This is a genomic window from Fulvitalea axinellae, from assembly GCF_036492835.1.
Lineage (GTDB): Bacteria > Bacteroidota > Bacteroidia > Cytophagales > Cyclobacteriaceae > Fulvitalea > Fulvitalea axinellae.
In genome coordinates this window covers 3,711,937-3,728,064 of the sequence record NZ_AP025314.1, presented here as the reverse complement: position 1 = coordinate 3,728,064, position 16,128 = coordinate 3,711,937, and the positions used below count along the sequence as shown (strand labels likewise).

Genomic DNA, 16,128 nt, shown 5'->3' with positions numbered 1-16,128 from the left:
GGAATCCTTTTCTTTTTTCTTATATTCGAATTGACTTAATCGTCAAAAGGCAACAACAACTTGACAGTTCGCCTACAAGAGGCTCAAAGGCCTTATAAAACCTCATATAGGTATGGAAAAGATATATATCAAAAACTTCGGAGGCATTACCAAAGCCGACATCGAAATAAAGCCGTTTACTGTTTTTATAGGAGAGCAGTCATCGGGTAAGAGTGTAGTGGCTAAACTAGTCTATTTTTGTAGAACACTTATGCTTGAGCTATACAAACAGCGAACTCCTCAGGGGTTTGTTGAAAGGACAAATAAGCGTTTTAAAAAGTATTTCCCTTCGAGCTACTGGCCACAAAATGAGTTTACTATACAATATGAGTTCGGAAACAAGCAGCCTTATGCCTTTATAGGTAAGAATGGCGATTTGCAAATTTCACTTCCTAAAGATGTAGTGCAGGATTTAGGCAGTCTCCCTTCTCCAAGCGTTTATGAAATTCTAAATTCGGAAACAAATGCCAATGACACATTGCAATCTATATTATTGAAATATGGATTTAACCAAACTAACTTATTTGTTCCCGCTAGCCGTTCAATATTTGCCCATGTAGAGCGAAATAGCTTTTCTTATTTTGGAGAAGATACTCAGTTCGATCCTTTTTTCATTGAGTTCGGGCAGATGCACCAAGCTTTTAAAGGTGCGCATCATAGTGTTGAGATGGATGGCATCACTCAAGACTTTTGGAATAAAGCTTCAGGACTTCTCAAAGCCAAATTCTTAAAAGATCAAACTACAGGGGAGGAGTACTTGGTACATGAAGATGGTAGAAAGGTAGGGTTGGCATTCGCTTCTTCTGGTCAACAAGAACTGCTTCCACTTTTACTTATTCTGGCTAGATTTAACGGCGAAAGATTCAAAGACGGGCATCATTGCTACTATATTGAAGAACCAGAAGCCCACCTTTTCCCAAACGCGCAAAAGCAAGTTACTGACTTGTTGGCTTGGACCTTCAACAATAAAGTTTCCAAGAACGAATTCATTATCACTACGCACAGCCCGTACATATTAGCCAGTCTGAATAATCTGCTTCAAGCTGGAAACATACTGGTCGAATCTCCAGAAAAGGCTGAGCAACTGTATGAGATCGTCGGTAAAGACGAGGTTATGAACTTGAAGGATCTTGGAGCCTATGAGATCAAAGACGGTAAAGTCAATAGCATTATCGATCAAGAAAACGGGCTCATACTGGCGGAGTATCTGGATGGAGTATCTGATGAAATCGGAGAGCAATTCGACCGCTTGTTGGATCTAAGCTTTGGAGAGGATGAATAAGAAATGTGTAGAGAAGCTCAGCCACAGTAAAATAACAGTGGAAGAGAACGGTATGAAAGTGACCTTCCTGAATCCCAATAGGTACGAGGTAGAGAAGATCCATATCGATGGATGTTTGGAAAAAACTGGAAGTGGCCAAGGCCGTTGTGATTATCTGTTGAAGGACCACAATGCTAAAGAGTACTTCATTGAACTGAAGGGGTCTAACGTTTCAAAGGCGCTTGAGCAAATCGAAGCTTCTATAAAGAGGTGGAGTGACAAGGATAAGAAGCCCAAAAAAGAAGCACTTGTTATTGCATCGAGATACCCTAGGAATGATACTAAGATTAATAATCTAAAAAAGCAATTTCGGGCCAAATATGCCACGGAAGTTAGTATCAAAACAAGGCAAATGGAAAAGAAACTCTAAACGCAAAAAGCCCGATTCCGTGGTGGAATCGGGCTTTTTGTGTTCAAACCATAGTGCAATATTTAACGATTGCGCCACCAAACCCCAAAAACAACCCTTCGTCAACACTCTTATGAATAAGCCTTCAGGCGTTCGTTATCTTGCGGTGATTTTTGCTGGTGGCGATTCCGGTAAAGGAAAGTGGCGTAGCGCTGTGTTCCGGTTTGGCCTCCACGGATTTACCGATATATCTTATGAAAACGAAACTGTTCTTTTTCTTCGCCCTTATTTTTACGCTTCAGGCTTGCGACAATAGCGATAGCGTTTCGGAAAAACCGGACCATCGGGAGTTGGGGCTCAAACGGCTGATGATAAACCAACAGGCGCTTAACTTGGCGCGGGACAACGGCATTCCGCTGAACTTGAGCGATTATCCGCACGTGGGGCTAACGTCTATCGATGACGGCACCTATGTGGTCTACGGGCTGATCGTCGCCAACCATACCGGCGAGGGAGCCAAAATAAGCGTGGAAAGCGAATATGATGATGTTTCCGTAGTCATTACGGAAAAGCAGGAGGAATCCCGGCGGGTGTATACGGTTACGGTCACCAGGGCGGGGCATAATGCCAAGGTGGTGTACGAGGTGTCGTTCCTCGGGGACCTGAGCGAGAAGTGATACTGTATTTACGCCTAGTTTTTGCATAGCTTACGGGACCGGTAGGTTTGAGTGCCACACTACGGCCACCCGCCCCAAAGCGCTATGTGTTTCAAAAGAAAAACCACTTCTAGCAATAAAACAAACGCCCCGGACAAGGGTGCGGGGCGGGCTGTTTTCCCTCCGTCCGGCCAGCAAGCGATCCAGTGCGCTTTGGGCTTTGAGATAGAGATTTGCAGTTACAGGTTTTTCAGGTCGCCAGGCACTTATGGCCGATGGTTGGAGGCTTTGGGCCATGGCGAGGAGTTGCCGGAAGAGGAATTGCATGCCGAGCGCCCTTACAAAAAAGGGGAGTTAATGCTTCAGGGCAATGACTTCAAAGTGGAGACTGACTTGGGCGCCCCTACCAACGGCTCCCCCATATTCGAGTTGATCACCGAGCCGTTTGAAGAAACGGAGGCGGGCTTTCGGCGTCTTTCTCAGACATTCGAGGAGATTGAGCGCATGACGGAGCGAATCTCGGAACAAAAGGAACCGCTTATGCCTATGCGAGACCTAGAGGGTTTCGGGACGGTTCCGGCTACCGAGTCCGAAGCGCAACTGTTTAAGCCTGGCGAGCCTACGGGACACTTTCAATTTACGGCGGGCATGGCTTTGGACAGCCTGCCGAAGGTGTTTGAGGAAACCTCATCGGAAAGCGAGGAGGAGACGGCCGTGGAGTTGGATCGTCGTCGGGAAGGCAGGGAGCAGTTGATGAGTGTCAGTAACTTCGTGTCGGATCCCCTGCAACGTCATCGTACACGGCACTTTCATAAGGATGTCTCTCGTAGTGTACTTGACCTGAGTACCGAGTTCCCTATTCTACAGGACGGTGAGCTGGCGGGCTTGGCACATATGATCGGGCTTTATCTTATCTCGGCATCGGATCCCGTTCACTATGTTCCCAAGACCTTTGTGTCGCTTCTGTCCCGCACGGATTTCGGGACTATGTTTTCTTTGCTCTCGCAAGAGACGAAAGACGTTTTGCGTGCCCAAGGCGATAAGCTGTGGATGGAGATATTCCAGCGTTTGAATAAGGAATTGGGGCTTTTACCTCTGAACCATGTGATCTTCCCTTACGGCACGCATACCAAGATCCTTCCCAAAGGGCAATGGGGACGCTTGGCTAGTTTGAGCCGTGACGCTTGGCTACGGGGTATTCCGTTCGGTCATGACCAGCTATGCGCCCGCAACTATCCGGACCCTCGCTTCGCAGGTGACTTGGGATCGCTCGGGGCATTGGCCGACAAAACGGACAAGGTGGGTAAGAACGGTTCCAAACGAGGTGTAATACTTGAATTCCGCAACGCCAACAAAAGCCAACACCATAAGGCTTGGAAAAGCTTCGCCGAGGCCTGCTTCAGGTATATCTACGCTAAGAATAGAGGGCTTGATGTTACTTTTATGGAAGGTGTGGAGGTGCGGGATTGATGGGATTATAGCTGCTGTTACGAACTGTCTTTGAGCTTGATATATCTTTAAATAGTTCTGCACTTCAATAAAGAATACAGAAAACATGGCAATTACACTTGAGAAAATAGAAGGCCGTTGGCTAATCGAGTATATGGACGCTTGGGGTGACGACTACCTGCATATGGAAACGCGGGCGTATATCGAGATCAAGCCCGACGGCTCAGGAGAGTTCCAATTTGGTCTGGTACATGGCTATTTTTATGGAGGGGTGAGCGCTTTCAAAAAACAACCTTCCCGCTTTGAGTTTACTTGGGAAGGCAATGCCGAATGCGATGATGCCTCTGGCTATGGGTACGTTTGCGAGTGTAAGAAGGACGTGATTGAGGGCTATCTGATAATAGGAAACGGCGACAAATCGGGCTTTATGGCGGTGAGGGAGTGATTGGTTTGGTGGGGTTGGAAAGGATCGGGAACGCTGTTGTCACTTTTTGCTTTCCAGCCATTGGATAGCCACTTCGCAGTAGGGCTGTAATTGGCCGTTTTTGTTCGGCTCCTTATAAAACCTGAGCATTTTGTTGAGGAATATTGTCTTGTCTCTTTTGCCTTTGCCCTTTACGTCTTTGGTGTATCTGTCCTTAAGTTCGTTAATCAGCTTTCGCCTGTTTTCCACAAGGAAATCGTTGTTCAGGTTCAGGGCTTGCTCAATCTCAGCTTCGATAAGTTTTTGCTGGTCGGAATCATTTGGTAGAACATAGCCGTCCGCAAAGGTGTAATGCGCTGTCACATGCTCTGATAGCGGATTCATAAACCGGAGTTCGAAGTGGCCTTTGTCGGAATCCTTGCTTTGGTCGCAATGCAGGTTTTCCTTTTTGTTGGAGCCTTTGCCCGTTTCTCTTTTCTTCTTTCCTCCCAAACACACGCCCAGCATATTGTTGTAGTCGAGCTGAAGTCCGGGGTGGGTCGCCCTGTCTTTTAGGTGTTCTATCCCCATCTTTGGTGTTTTGCCAGGCTCGGCCTTGATGCGTGACATACAATAGGCGCAAAGTCCGCCTTGTTCTTTCAGGAGTTGTGTTTGGATAGGGCTTTTGTCCAGATTCTCGCCTTCGTATTTCGTTCCTCCCTTTGCTTTGAAGGCGGTTAGCTCGCGGGGTTCGCCATCTTTCTTTATATGTCTCATTCCCCTTCGTTTTCCATCTCCCAAAGGGCGAAGTCGTAATTGCGTTGCGCCTGTACGGTATCGGGGTCGTCTTCGCCAAACCCTTGGATAAAGAGAGACTGCAGAATCTTTTCGGCTTCTTCCATTTCCTTTTTCTCCAAAAGGGAATAGAACTCCTTGATCCGGTTGACGATTTCGGTAGGCCGTGTTTTTACGCCCTGCTCGCCGTACATGATATGCTCCGGACTACGGCCATAAGCCAGTACGCCGCTTTCGGGGGTGTTATCTTCGGCGTTGGGGTCGCCTAGGCGTATAACGTTGGCTTTGGCTCCGCCGAGTACTATCGGCGAGTGTGTGGTGATGACAAACTGTATTTTAGGGAAAGTTCGGGCCAAATCATTGACTACCCGCTGTTGCCAAGAAGGGTGGAGGTGCATCTCGATCTCGTCAATCAGTACCACTCCCGGCGTGTCTTCGAGACAACGCTCTTCCAAGTGCGCGTTGAGTACCGCGCAACGGTACGCGATATCGCCCACCATGGCGGTGATCAGCTGGTATCCGTCACTCATCAATGGGAAAGGGGTCTTGGTCCCGTCTTCAGCCATGATGACTATCTCGGTAAGGCGGGCGTCATAGCTTATTCTGTCACAATTTGGCAAGCAGTTTTGAATAGCTCGGCTAACGGAACGCAGTGCGGATGTTTGCTGGCCTTCCTGATAGGATATACGGTCTTGGTTTTCGAACCATTGTTTGAAACGACTAACAGTGGAGCTGGCTTCCAGCGCATTGTAATACGCTTCGTAGCGTTCCCCTTGGCGGAACGGTTCGGTTTCTTTTCTTTGGCTTTGTAGTCTGGCGGTGGAGTAGTAAGCTAATAACGGTAGTGATAAGCTTTCTTCAGTGTTATAAGCGTTGTGTATTGCCTCTTTCAAGTCCGCGAGAAGCCCTGTTGTAGTTTTGCCTTTGGCGCTATTCAAGGCCCGTTCCCATACTACCTCTGTCCCAAATACGTTGCCTTCGGCTTTGACCTTTACCGGTCGGTGGGCGTCCCATTGCCCTCTTTCGTTTTGTATTAGCCGGACGTCCCGGTTTTGGCTAATGGAAGGCGAAGTGGCTTGGCTGGCGTCTATACCGAAATAAAAACTACCTAGAGCAATCTTAAGGGCTTCGAGTATGGATGTTTTACCCGTTGCGTTGTCGCCTATCAGAATGTTTGCGCCTTCCTGCAGTTCAAGGAGTTGTTGGGCGAAGCATCTGAAGTTTTCTATCTTAAGATTCTTGATCCACATAGTTTTTATTGTTTAAAAATAGACTTAAAAGAATCGCTTAGCCACCAAGTAAATCACGGCCAAAAGGAAGACGAGAATCGAGAATTTGTTGATGCCGTGCATCATTTTTAGGTAGATGCCTCCGGGACGATTCGGGTCTTTCTTGCGGAAGAAGTAGCCGAAGAGGTCGCCTATCTTGAAGTAGTCTTTTAGGCTGGCGTTTTCTTGTGGTTTTTTGCGGTTTTCGGAGCTCATGATTGTCGGGGTTTGTGTGGAGGGTGGTGTGGCAAGGTTGGAACCTTGCTGTTTGGTTGGTCACAAGGCTGGAGCCTTGCGACGGCCTGTTTTATTTAGGTCTTTCTTCAGAAGTACATTCAGTGAAATAGTTTATGCTTTGAGTGAGGAGTGCCTGAAGGGGTAACCTGTAGATTTATTTGGATTTAGGTTTTTCCGAGCAGTCTCTTTACGCTTTACTATTTACTTTGTACTACTTATCTGTAATATACGTAAAGACAGGGCGTACCCTGTCTCTACATTATGATTTTTTGTCTTCTTTAATACGCTCAGACTACTGGCGAAGTCTCGGGCTCCACCCAGTTACCGTCTTCGCGGATTAGGTTGATCAGCTCGTCCACGGCGCCTTCCGAGTTTACGCCCCGTTTTACCACTTCCTGTCCACGGTAGAGGGTGATCTTGCCTTTGCCGGAGCCTACGTAACCGTAGTCGGCGTCGGCCATCTCGCCAGGACCGTTTACGATGCATCCCATAATACCGATCTTCACGCCTTTGAGGTGGTCGGTACGCTTGCGGATCATGGCGGTGGTCTCCTGCAAATCGAAGAGCGTACGACCGCATGAAGGGCAAGAGATGTACTCGGCTTTGGTGACGCGCATACGGGCGGCCTGCAAGAGTCCGAAGGCTACGCTGTTGTGGCGCTTGAGCACGTTGCGCAGGGCGTCGGCGTCGAGGGCCGGAGTCTTGCGACGCAGCAATACACCGTCGCCGAGGCCGTCCACAAGGAGGGCGCCCATTTCGGTGGAGGCGTGTATCTGAAGGTCTTCCTCGTCCATATCGGCGTAGTCACGCAATATGACGACGGGAAGCTTGATTTCTTTCTCGATCAATTGGAAGAAGAAACGGCGCTGTTCGGCCATGCCGTGGGCGTTTTCCGTCTCTAATACCAATACGATATTGTTCTTGTTCTTAAACTTGGCGAAGATTTCTTCCGAAAGGTCGGAAGCTTTTACCAAGATGAAGTTCAGCTCGGGATGCGGGGCTTCGCCTTCAAGCTCGGATGCCTTCAGGAGCGGGAAGCGGTTTTCGGTGTCTTCCAAGCCTTTCCAAGCCTCGAAGTCCACGACTTCCTTCAATGCGCTAGGCAATTCGAAGTCCATCGGGAAATCACCCGTATAAACATAATCGGCGGCCATATCGGCCAAATGCCATTTATCGGTAGCCGAAAGGTAGTGATGCCCCACGGCGCCAAGGTCTTTGTTCGTTACGCCGGTCTCGGCCACGTCGTGCATATCGGCAATAACGCGCGGTACCTGCTTGCCTCCGAAATCGGCTACCTGTACCGTCTCACGACGTTGGAAGCGGAACGGATCAACCGGAGCGTTGTCAACTGGCGCTACCTGCGCATGTCCTGTACGGTCGTCATATCGAGCCACGAGTTTGCGGGCTACGGGCGGTTCATATTCCGGAGCTTCGGTCAAGGAAACGCGGACTGTGTCGCCCAAGCCGTCTTCCAAGAGTGTTCCGATTCCCACAGCCGATTTGATACGACCGTCTTCGCCTTCGCCGGCCTCGGTCACACCAAGATGTAACGGGTAAGGCTTCAAACCTTCCTCGTCCAGCTTCTGAACCAAAAGGCGATAGGCCTGCACCATCACCTGCGGGTTGCTGGATTTCATGGAAACAGTAAGCTGGTCGTAATCCATATCTTCGCAGATGCGGATAAACTCCAAAGCCGATTCCACCATTCCGAACGGCGTGTCGCCATAACGGCTCATGATACGATCGGAAAGCGAACCATGGTTAGTGCCGATACGCATGGCCGTGCCGTGCTCTTTGCAAAGCTCCACCAAGGGGGCGAACTTCTCACGGATACGTTCCAGTTCGGAGGCGTATTCCTCGTCGGTATAGTCTATTTCCTGAAAGCGCTTCTTGTCGGCGTAGTTGCCGGGGTTTACTCGTACTTTCTCCACGATGCGCGCGGCCACCTCGGCGGCGTTTGGCGTAAAGTGGATGTCGGCCACCAAAGGAACGTTACAGCCGCGGGCGCGGAGCTCGTTTTTGATATTGGCCAGGTTTTCGGCCTCTTTGACGCTAGGCGCCGTGAGACGTACGTATTCGCATCCGGCCTCCACCAGACGCAACACCTCGGCTACCGAACCTTCGGTGTCCATGGTGTCCACGGTGGTCATGGACTGGATACGGATGGGATTGTCGCCGCCCATGGGCACGCCCCCTATATTGACCTCCACGGTCTTTCTTCTTGAATATGCCGTCAGGCTATCGCAATACAAGATGTTGTTCTCGCTCATTTTCAATGGATGAAAAAATTCGTCCGAATCATTCTTGACCGTAGTAGGTCCTGTACAAACTTACAAAAATGAACGCTGAGGATGTGAGAATAGTACGGGAAATTGACAGCTTAAGCCTTAGCGGCGCGATTGGCCTTGGTGAAAAGGAAGGTAAACCTGCCTGACATGGTGTATAGGAGGCAGGTCAACCTCTCTGCGCATAGGATTAATATATTGTCCGAATCCGTGAGCCCGCTCGGCGTTTCGGCGGTGTTCGCCACGCAGGGCACTTAAGAGGCCGGAGAGTTGCGTGGCGGTCCATGTATAGGTAGGCATTACCGTGTATTTGGCGGCGCTGGCGCTTGCCGACGGGATGGGTTGAAGCATCGCTCCGGCGTTCGTGTCCGGAAGCGAGAGCTTGAGTTCGGTTCTTTCGCTTGGCGGAGGGGCCGTCACCGCATTGCGTAGTGCGGGAATCACGGCGTTTGGGCCAAGCGTAAGTGTTGAATTCGGCGGATTTTTGGGCTTTTCCAGCGTGATGTTCGCTGGTTGTCGGGTCTCCGCACAAGTCTTGACCAGATTGTCTATCAAAGTATAGCCGGTATCGGTGCCCAATAGCCGGGCTATATGGGAATAAAACCGATAGGATTGTTCCGAAAGGAACGTTGGAGCAGGGCGTCCGGTGGGGGAACAGGTAACGAAGAACTCCTCTTTGCCTGAATCACCCTCTTCCTCCCAATGCACGGGTGTGCCGAAACGTCGGCCAGTGTCTTCGTCTACTTGGAGGTTTGGTTCTACGGTAGCGTCGTGGACTGAAATGTCCGAGTCTTCGTACACTATTTTGTTCCAAAGGCTTAGCGTGGCGTCGGTGCCCAAGTTTGGCGAAAAGTCCAGCAACGTAAAGTCATCCGTTTGGCCCCGGCGGTTGGCTATGGCCACCGATTTCCGTCCGAAATTAGGCAGGGCCAGCGGAAACCCGCTTTCGATAGTGAGTTGGATAAGTTGCTGAAATTCCTTTTCGAATTCGTCCATGGTTTTGAATACCACCACGTCCATGCTGGTAGGCGTCGGCAATCCGGTGTCGGAAGCGGCGAATACGGCGACGGGATGTTTGGCATGGTAGCGGTTTATGGCTCTTTCCATCTTGATGATAAGTTCCAGTCGTGTTCTGACCCCTTCTTCCGACTTAGGATCCCTAACGTAAGCGTATTCGTAAAGTAGGTGATCCACCTCTCCCAACTCTGGATACTTAATGAAAAACGGGCGGAACTCAATTAGACCGGGCGCAATAAGGTTACGGAAGCCCAAACTGGTAAGCATCGGCTGTATGGGTTGCTGTTTGTCGTTGGCCTTGTCGGCTATGCGCTGGTAATTTTCCAGGCGTTGGAGCACTTTGCTGTTCGGAAAGAAGTTTGCGGATGAAGTTCCTCCCGGTCCGTGGGCGGAATTCCGCGTTTTTCTTTTCCGTTGCAATGTTTGCCTGCGCATGCCTGATGTGCTCGAAATAAACGTGCCGGTAAGGTGGCGCTTTCGGAGCGGAGAAAGCCTTGGTAAGTATTAGGTTGGTCTTTTGGCGAATGCTTGGGTATGGATGATGTTCATAAGGACTTAATACTGAAGGCCATTAGCAATAAAGGCTTAACAGGGGCTTGGGCGACAAGTAACGCTGCTTCCGCATATTGCGCCAAACAAACCTGCGGAATAGTGGAAACGATAATCCTTGACAAAGAACAGATTGCGGATGGCTGTCCCGACTCAATGCCGGATAGCGTTCGGATCTGTAGTAGTGTAGTGTCTTTTCTTCTGGATTTCCTTTTGATAGCCGTTGGGCTCTCTTTATTGTCGTCAGTTGTTCCGGATTTCGTTTCCTTCGTCTTCCCGGTAGCCTTGGTGTTGGCCTTTCCATTCCGGTACTTCTCCAGGCAGGGCTTCCGAATCAGCCCGGGACATACAATAGTTCGCTGACGTTTTTTAGATGCGTTTATCGGCACGGTACCTAATACGTAATACCAGATACCTAAGCCCCGATTAACGTGTCAGGTAAACGAAATCTTTCAGGCAAATGCGCAGAAAATCCACCTTGTTGGCGGGCGCTTTTAGGCCTGTGGCTTCCGTCACTTTTTCGACCGTTAGGTTAATCACGTCCGTCGAGGCTTGGCTTTTATTGTCCTGCACCCTGTCCAGAACTTCTTTTACCAATAGCATATCCGCTTCCGTAAGTCTGGTGATTTCAGGGTATTTGGCCGTGTAACTTTCTCCCGACTTCAGTGATGTCAGGTCTTTTAGGTTTACATAGTGGTCTTCGCTGTCTTTTACCACAGTCGTATTCGCCATCAGGTCGCCCAAACGCTGTTTGTTACGGGATGAGGAAACGCTGAGGATTCCCAGAAACCCTATGGACAGCATACAATCGAAAATACGGAAGGCCCAGCGCAGAAAATAGTCGTATACGCTTACTCGCATTCCGTTGATTTTTACCACCCGGAGTTTCATTATCTTCTTACCGAAAGATCTGCCTCCGAAAAAGAGCTCCATATTCAAATGGTACGCAAAGATAAAAAGCAAAATGATGAAGCCGATGATATACTCCATAACGGGAGAGCCTCTGAAAATCAATGCCGAGGAGAGGCTAAGAATGGACGTGCAGGCCGTAATTATGATCAAATCAAGACCATAGGCCAAAACGCGATCCATGGTAGAGGCTAGTGGGTATTCTATAGTGACGTTTTGGGTGGTTCGGATGTCTATTTTCTTCATATCGCTCTGTCTGCCCTAAACCCTTATCGCTTAATGCGTTGTGCTCCAAGTCAAATAACGGGAAGGGACACCTACCTAAAAATCACCTTTTATTCCAAGATGATTTTCCTCTTAATAATATTTAAAAAAATAACTTTTATGTAAATTAACTCAGCTTGATCAATTATCAAAATGCATGAAAGAATCAAATTTCATCAAGAATAATACAGATAAATGGCAAACGCTCGAAGACCATATCAACACTAAGGATCAGGATCCGGACAAGCTAAGCAAATCGTTTATACAGATTACCGACGACCTTTCTTTTTCCAGGACGTACTACAAGCACAGGTCTATCCGATTGTACCTCAATAGCTTGTCCAAAAAACTTTTTAGCGGGATTTATCGCCAACGGGGCCTGAAATGGAAAGCCGTGGCGGATTTTTGGAAAGAGGAACTTCCGTTAATTTCTTACCATTCCAGAAAAGAGTATTTGGTGTCGCTGGTTGTTTTTCTCTTGGCCGTATTGGTGGGCGTTTTCTCCACTATTCAGGAGCCCGAGTTTACGCGCCAGATTCTGGGCGATCGCTATGTGGATATGACCCTGCGGAATATCGAAAAGGGCGATCCTGCCGCCGTCTACAAAGATTCGGATGCTGTAGGGATGGCTATTAGGATCGGGGCCAACAACCTCAAGGTGACGGTGCTGACTTATGCGTCCGGTTTGTTTGCCGCTTTGGGATGCATTTTCGTTTTGATCGGTAACGGGGTGATGCTCGGCACTTTCCAGACGATGTTTTATAACGAAGGCGTTTTAGGCGAATCCTTTCTGGCCATTTGGCAACACGGAGCCGTGGAAATTTCATCGATTGTAATCGCGGGTGGGGCTGGGCTGGTATTAGGCAAAGGCCTGATTTTTCCGGGGACTTACAGCCGTGGCCAAGCCTTGCGGATCGGAGCCTTGCGTTCGGTCAAGATATTGATGGGGCTGATTCCCCTGATTGTCTTCGCCGCTATAGTCGAGTCGTTTATCACAAGGCTTACCGACGTGCCTGACATATTACGGGCGTTGTCCATTGCCATATCTTTCGGGTTCATGTATTTCTATTTTGTCTGGTATCCGAAGAAAGTTTATGTCTCGCTGGGCGAAGAGGCCGACCGGGCTGAAGAGATTCCCTATCGTGAGGAAAAACCGCCGCGTTTGGGAGATTTGCTGACAGCGGGCGAATGTCTGAGCGAAACTATCCGTTGGGCTTCTTCCCGTATTGGCAAAGTGCTGGCGGGAATCTTGCCCGCCGCCATAGCCGGAGCCGTACTGGTTCAGGTCTTTGGCGACGATTCCGTAATGCTGATGGATATCAAAGGGGACCCTATCGGGCTTTTTTCCCCGTTGCAGGTGAATATCCCCGCAACGGTCCGGGCTTCGGTGATATTTCTGTTGGTGGCGAGCGCTTTGTGGTCTTATTGCCGGACTTTGTCTTCTTTAAGAAACGGGGCTCCCTTTTTCAAGGAGTTTCTGCGCGTCAGTCCGTTTGCCGTGACGCTTGCTTTGCCTTTTTTCTTACCGCACGTATCGCTTAGTTGGCTTCTGTTCGGACTTCAGTTTTTTTCCGTGTCCATAATCGTAGCGCATATTCTGCGGAAACAGAAAGGGGAGGCGTTTAAGTTGGCTTTCCGTTTGGTCCGTTCGAATATCGGGAAAATTCTGGGGGCGCTGACTTTGGTGGGAATCATCAACCTGTTGCTGTACATGCTGATCACTACGCCGGCTTTCGGACTTCAGGCTTATCTTTTCGGCTATTTGATCAGCGACGATTTCGCTTATAAGGCGCAGCTTACGGCGGGCTTGATGCATGCTATAAAGTTTATGGTGGTAGGCTTGGGAATCTATTTGGCTTTGAGCCAAAACCTGTTTTGTTACCATAGTATAAAAGAGCGTTACACTTCCTGCGATCTGCTGAGGCGTTTGGAAGGATTGGGGACAAGAAAATCATACAGGGGAATTGCCCGTGAAAACTGAATATAAGTATGAGTGACTTCAAGAAATTGGTAGGGGAGTATAAGGCGATGGTGGAGGCCGGAAAGTACATTGAAGTGATCGACAGGTTTTACGCCGACGATATTGTGCAAAGGGAAAACAGTGATGCGGAGACCCGGGGAAAAGAGACGCTGAAAAACAACGAGGTCGGGAATTTGGAACAGACCAAATCAGTGGAGACAAAAATAATAACGCTGGTGGCTGACACCGAGACTGGAAACGTGATGGGCGAGATGGATATCATGATCGACAATGGAGACGGCACCCGCACAAGGCTGGAGGAAGCTTTTAGCCAGCGCTGGAAAAACGGCCAGATCGTGTATCAGCGCTATTACTGGCACAGCTTCCAGAAGATAGAGAAATGAGAATAGTTTATCCGAACTGAAAAATATGCGAGTATCACCGATATCGCTTTTGATTTTATTGGCAATCGTGGCTGGGGGCGTATTAGCTCCCCGCACGGCGCCGGCTTCCGACAGGGCTTACCGTCTGGACAAAGAGGCTTTGGAAAAGAAATCCAAAAGCCTTGACTATACGGAGGATTATTACGAATTCGAACCCGTAAAGCGTAAAAAAAAGGGTACGGGCGGGTTTTCCCTAGCCGGAATGATTCCGGCGCTGAAAATCTTGGCCTACGCTATAGTCATAGGCTTTTTGCTTTGGGTGGCCTATTATGTGGCACGACGCTATTCCGGTTTTTCGAACCCTAACGTAAGGAACGCCGACCTGTCGTTTTCCGAGGATTTGGAAAAAGATATACGCGATCTGGATTTGGACGGCATGCTGAAAGCGGCCTTGTCTGCCAAAGATTACAAAGCGGCTGTCCGAGTGCTTTTTTTGCTGTCCTTGCGTTCGCTTTCCAAAGGCGAGTTTTTGGAGGTGAGCAGGGAAAAGACCAATTATCAATATGTGCGCGAGTTACGGGAACGGCCTGAGATGAGGGAGACGTTCAGGCGGATCACTTTCGAATTCGAACGTTTTTGGTATGCCGACCTTATGGCTGGCGAAGAGGATTTTGACCGGGTGTCCGGCTATCACGAAGAACTCAAAAAGCAAATTCCAGATGTTGAACACGCGTAATTTAGCGGTAATAGTCGTCCTTGTGGTAGTGGTGAGTAGCCTCTATTATGTCAGGACCCTGTTCGTACCGAAGTACGACTGGCGCTCAAACTACGAGCTAAAGAGCGATGAACCTTACGGTTTGGGACTTTTTACAGAGATCGTGAGCGCATCCGAAGACGTGACGCTGATTAAGTCCGCATTGTCGCATTACAAGAAGCTGAATGATAGCCTCGGGCGCTCAAACTATATTTTTGTAGGAAAAAGACCTTATCTCGACAGCGCGGACTTAAGCAATATTTTCGACTTCGCCAAGCAGGGAAACCGGGCGATGATTATTGCCGAATCTTTACCCAAACAGTTGCTGGACTCCGTTTTCGTAACTTTTTCGGAAAAAGAACTGGACTCTCTTGAAGCGATTTGGGAGGAAGAAGCCGAAGCGATTGAGGAAATAATAGTGAATACCAGAGAGGACTCCCTACTAGTAGAGGAGTTTGACCCTGATTCGCTTAGCCTTGAAGCTTCCGACTCTATACAGGATGCTTTGGCAAAACTGACCGAGGATAACTATTTTGGACCTAACCGTCGGGATTATAAGTTCCGTGAGCAGGGAATTTTTTCGTTCGGTCCGGAAAATTCGAAAAGGGAATACTACCCGTTTACATATCGGAGCGGAAAGAAGGACCGCCGAGGCAGGTGGTATTATTTTGACGAGGACGAAAGGCTCAGGCCAAACGCCGATACGCTGATTTGGTTGTATGCGGATAAGATGGCGGGTATCAAGCTTCATTACGGCGAAGGCGAGATTATAGTGGCGCAGAATCCGAGGCCACTCACCAATTATTTCCTGAAAGACAGTGTAGGCGCCGAGTTCGCCTCTTTGTTGTTGTCGTCTTTGCAGGACGGTCCGGTATTTTTGGATGCCTATTCCCATAATTACAGAGTGAGTTTTAATTTGGGAGGTGCCCAGCGGACACCTTTATCTTATGTATTGTCGAAACCGCAACTCCGGTCGGCAATTTACCTGGTATTGGTTCTGGCCCTGCTCTATGTCGTTTTCGAGTCAAGGCGCAAGCACAAGGCTATTCCGTTGGTGGAAGCGCCGGAGAACAGTTCGAAGGCTTTTGTGGAGAATATTGCGCAACTCTATTATAACAGCAAGCAAGGCGAGGTGAAAGTCGCCGAGCATATCAAGAATCAGTTTTTTGCTTATATCAGGGAAAAGTATCATATCCCGACAAAGGGGAAAACCGACGAATTGGTGGAGCCGATAGCCAAGGCTACGGGAGTGAATTCGGAAGACATCGAAGTGCTTTTTAGGCAATATTACGCTACCGTCTACGAAAGCGGAAAGAGCGAAAGGGCCCGCAAGCTTGCGGATTTTTACAGTTCGGTGGAGAAGTTTTACGAAGCCACCGCCGACGGAACGTCGGTAAAGAAGCAAGAGCCGGAAGCGGTAGCCTGAGTTTTTAAGAAGAAAAACAGAAAAAAATAAGATGGAAGAAACCAATATGGCGGAAATGCCCGAG

General features: G+C 48.9%; 16 protein-coding genes. 10 read left to right on the top strand and 6 right to left on the bottom strand.

Going from position 1 to position 16,128, the window contains the following annotated elements; all coding sequences use genetic code 11:
- Positions 1 to 112 precede the first annotated feature (112 nt).
- The 5 genes from AABK39_RS14135 (at position 113) to AABK39_RS14115 (ending at position 4,259) form a co-directional block, all read left to right on the top strand.
- Positions 113 to 1,321 (top strand): AAA family ATPase, encoded by a 1,209-nt coding sequence (locus AABK39_RS14135; protein WP_338391988.1) that lies wholly within the window; start codon positions 113 to 115, stop codon positions 1,319 to 1,321.
- Positions 1,314 to 1,730, top strand: a complete 417-nt coding sequence (locus AABK39_RS14130; RefSeq protein WP_338391987.1) for a hypothetical protein — start codon at positions 1,314 to 1,316, stop codon at positions 1,728 to 1,730. Before AABK39_RS14135 ends, AABK39_RS14130 begins: the two co-directional genes overlap by 8 nt.
- Before the next feature lie 233 nt (positions 1,731 to 1,963).
- On the top strand, positions 1,964 to 2,386 hold the full coding sequence (locus AABK39_RS14125; protein ID WP_338391986.1) for a hypothetical protein: 423 nt from the start codon (positions 1,964 to 1,966) through the stop codon (positions 2,384 to 2,386).
- An 84-nt stretch (positions 2,387 to 2,470) separates the two neighbouring features.
- Positions 2,471 to 3,835 carry a hypothetical protein gene (locus AABK39_RS14120; RefSeq protein WP_338391985.1) on the top strand — a complete coding sequence of 455 codons (1,365 nt, stop codon included), beginning with the start codon at positions 2,471 to 2,473 and terminating at the stop codon, positions 3,833 to 3,835.
- An 85-nt stretch (positions 3,836 to 3,920) separates the two neighbouring features.
- Entirely contained in the window at positions 3,921 to 4,259 is a 339-nt protein-coding gene (locus AABK39_RS14115; protein ID WP_338391984.1) for a hypothetical protein, read from the top strand.
- A 39-nt stretch (positions 4,260 to 4,298) separates the two neighbouring features.
- Here the strand turns inward: AABK39_RS14115 and AABK39_RS14110 are convergent, their stop codons facing one another.
- From AABK39_RS14110 to AABK39_RS14090, 5 genes are all read right to left on the bottom strand, one after another.
- On the bottom strand, positions 4,299 to 4,994 hold the full coding sequence (locus AABK39_RS14110) for a retron system putative HNH endonuclease (protein WP_338391983.1): 696 nt from the start codon (positions 4,992 to 4,994) through the stop codon (positions 4,299 to 4,301).
- Positions 4,991 to 6,262 carry an AAA family ATPase gene (locus tag AABK39_RS14105; RefSeq protein WP_338391982.1) on the bottom strand — a complete coding sequence of 424 codons (1,272 nt, stop codon included), beginning with the start codon at positions 6,260 to 6,262 and terminating at the stop codon, positions 4,991 to 4,993. Before AABK39_RS14105 ends, AABK39_RS14110 begins: the two co-directional genes overlap by 4 nt.
- A 24-nt stretch (positions 6,263 to 6,286) precedes the next feature.
- Entirely contained in the window at positions 6,287 to 6,496 is a 210-nt protein-coding gene (locus tag AABK39_RS14100; RefSeq protein ID WP_338391981.1) for a DUF6728 family protein, read from the bottom strand.
- A gap of 308 nt (positions 6,497 to 6,804) precedes the next feature.
- On the bottom strand, positions 6,805 to 8,787 hold the full coding sequence (gene ispG, locus AABK39_RS14095; RefSeq protein WP_338391980.1) for a (E)-4-hydroxy-3-methylbut-2-enyl-diphosphate synthase: 1,983 nt from the start codon (positions 8,785 to 8,787) through the stop codon (positions 6,805 to 6,807).
- A gap of 117 nt (positions 8,788 to 8,904) precedes the next feature.
- The gene (locus AABK39_RS14090; RefSeq protein WP_338391979.1) at positions 8,905 to 10,254 is read right to left on the bottom strand and encodes a hypothetical protein; all 1,350 of its coding nucleotides are present in this window, start codon (positions 10,252 to 10,254) and stop codon (positions 8,905 to 8,907) included.
- Positions 10,255 to 10,353: 99 nt separating this feature from the next.
- Between AABK39_RS14090 and AABK39_RS14085 the strand changes: the two genes are divergently transcribed.
- Positions 10,354 to 10,731 carry a hypothetical protein gene (locus tag AABK39_RS14085; protein WP_338391978.1) on the top strand — a complete coding sequence of 126 codons (378 nt, stop codon included), beginning with the start codon at positions 10,354 to 10,356 and terminating at the stop codon, positions 10,729 to 10,731.
- Between the two features lie 63 nt (positions 10,732 to 10,794).
- Here the strand turns inward: AABK39_RS14085 and AABK39_RS14080 are convergent, their stop codons facing one another.
- Positions 10,795 to 11,523 (bottom strand): RDD family protein, encoded by a 729-nt coding sequence (locus AABK39_RS14080; protein ID WP_338391977.1) that lies wholly within the window; start codon positions 11,521 to 11,523, stop codon positions 10,795 to 10,797.
- Positions 11,524 to 11,698: 175 nt separating this feature from the next.
- Between AABK39_RS14080 and AABK39_RS14075 the strand changes: the two genes are divergently transcribed.
- Genes AABK39_RS14075 through AABK39_RS14060 form a run of 4 tightly spaced genes read left to right on the top strand, consistent with a single transcriptional unit; the run spans position 11,699 to position 16,064 of the window.
- Entirely contained in the window at positions 11,699 to 13,522 is a 1,824-nt protein-coding gene (locus tag AABK39_RS14075; RefSeq protein ID WP_338391976.1) for a stage II sporulation protein M, read from the top strand.
- A gap of 8 nt (positions 13,523 to 13,530) precedes the next feature.
- A complete protein-coding gene (locus AABK39_RS14070; RefSeq protein WP_338391975.1) occupies positions 13,531 to 13,905 on the top strand; it encodes a nuclear transport factor 2 family protein in 375 nt (124 codons plus the stop codon).
- 25 nt (positions 13,906 to 13,930) lie between these two features.
- Entirely contained in the window at positions 13,931 to 14,620 is a 690-nt protein-coding gene (locus AABK39_RS14065) for a DUF4129 domain-containing protein (protein WP_338391974.1), read from the top strand.
- Positions 14,604 to 16,064, top strand: coding sequence for a DUF4350 domain-containing protein (locus tag AABK39_RS14060; protein WP_338391973.1), 1,461 nt, complete (start codon positions 14,604 to 14,606; stop codon positions 16,062 to 16,064). The genes AABK39_RS14065 and AABK39_RS14060 overlap by 17 nt, the downstream gene beginning before the upstream one ends.
- Positions 16,065 to 16,128 lie beyond the last annotated feature (64 nt).